We start from the raw sequence: 1,900 nt of genomic DNA, 5'->3' as shown, positions 1-1,900 counted from the left end.
ATTCTTCTTCCAACACATCACTATCCATCGAAACTTCTTCTTCTACAATGTCAAGTAATGGTCTACTGTGTGAGTCATCAATTGAAACTTCTTCCATAACATCAATTTTCGAAAGTTGGGAGTTACTATCAATATCCAAGTCCATGTCATATACCTGTTGCGCGGCCTCCTTGAAATATTACATAAGAAAATTTTATATATTAATTCTCGTATCCATTTAATGATATTCTTGATAATTCAGCATTCATGCAAATCTCGTTTTGTCTTTCTGATGATCTTTCAGAAGTATCTTCTGCAACGTCATCACGTTCTGATGCTTCTTCTGCAACGTCATCACGTTTCAGAGCATCTTCTGCAACGTCATCACTTTCAGACGTTTCTTCTAGTACGTCATCGCTTTCTGGAGCTTCTTCCATAACATCGGTTTCCGAAGCATCTTCCATAACATCATCACGTTCTGGAGTATCTTCTAGTACGTCATCACTTTCTGGAGCTTCTGCAACGTCATCACATTTCGGAGCGTCTTCTACAACATTATACTCATGGGTTTCTCCATCGTCATGTTGCTTTTAGCAGCTTTAATACGCAACTTGGGTACTGGAACATATGAACGAGAGGGTCTTGAACGTTTCATTTTTATCAAAGATATTTATTTTATATTATTTCAGTTTGATTTGAGGAAGAAGTTTAAAGGTTTAGTTATAAATATATACTTTATTATATACTTTTAAATAGACTATTAAATCAACAAAAAGCTTGTGATGCATAAGGTTAGTTCCTTCTATAAATATATACTTTATTATACTTTTAAATAGACTATTAAATCAACGAAAAGCTTGTGATGCATATAAATCATTAAATATATTTAATATATTTATTTACTGATGAATACTTGAAATTTATTAATTAAAAATAAAAAAAAAATGAAAAAAGAAGATACTGGAAAAATTTAAAATAACGAAAAAAATATTTTGTCATTTCGTTAAATTTGCTAGAACTTTAACACCTGAATTTAATATTATTATTTTATTTATTTGGAATTGTTGGTTATCATATCATTTTACTATTGTTGAATAAAAAGAACGTTATTATTAAAATTTGCTTGATAAATTAAGAGTTGTTATTGTTGAACAAATTAAAGTAATAATTAATTATTATTAAATAAATTCTCATACTAATTGATTTTTTTTTTCGTCAAACAAATATCAAAAAAGCTCTCACACTAATTCTCAAGTATGAAAGGTTTAAAAACCTCTAATTCATAATTTTTTGGTAAAAATTCGATAGGAAGTAGAAAGTGAAAATTTCTAACATTTAATTAGAAATTTTGAATATGCCGCCAAAATCAAAAAAAAAGACAAAGGACTTCGCAGGTAACTAAATTATAATTTTTAAACAAAATGACTAATTAATTTATATATTAAAGAAGTTGTTGTATTATAACACTAGTATTGAAAATACTCGTAGACGTGGAACAATCTTGTAAAAAACGTCAAACGCGATCTACCACGAAAAAAGGTATATGTCATTGCATTGTGTAATACGCTCAATCTGAGTTGCCGCATTTTTATTAGTCATATGATTTACTAATAACATCTAATTGACTAATATTATATTCAATTTAAAGGTTCTTCTGATAGTGGAAGTACGTCTGTTAGTGTTGTACAACAAACTACAAATAAAAAGAAAACAAGACGTCTCACTCCAGATGTCGAACAAGTTGTAGAACAAAAAAAATTTAAAAAAAACGAACTCACCAAAAAAGTGTCAACTGAGGAAACTGCAAGTATACCCACCGAAGAAGCGTTAACTAAGCAAACTGTACCCACTGAAATAGTAGTATTAGATGGTGGTCCAAAAGATATTGCAGAAACAGTCGTAAACGAACAAGCTTCTGATG

General features: G+C 29.5%; 2 protein-coding genes. One reads left to right on the top strand and one right to left on the bottom strand.

Annotation, left to right across the window (positions count from 1 at the left end; all coding sequences use genetic code 11):
• Positions 1–200: 200 nt before the first annotated feature.
• Entirely contained in the window at positions 201–443 is a 243-nt protein-coding gene (locus tag DMG62_24195) for a hypothetical protein (GenBank protein PYY19865.1), read from the bottom strand.
• A 99-nt stretch (positions 444–542) separates the two neighbouring features.
• Between DMG62_24195 and DMG62_24190 the strand changes: the two genes are divergently transcribed.
• Positions 543–731 (top strand): hypothetical protein, encoded by a 189-nt coding sequence (locus DMG62_24190; protein PYY19864.1) that lies wholly within the window; start codon positions 543–545, stop codon positions 729–731.
• Positions 732–1,900 lie beyond the last annotated feature (1,169 nt).

It is taken from the genome of Acidobacteriota bacterium (assembly GCA_003225175.1).
Lineage (GTDB): Bacteria > Acidobacteriota > Terriglobia > Terriglobales > Acidobacteriaceae > Gp1-AA112.
This window is presented reverse-complemented; position numbering and strand designations above follow the sequence as displayed.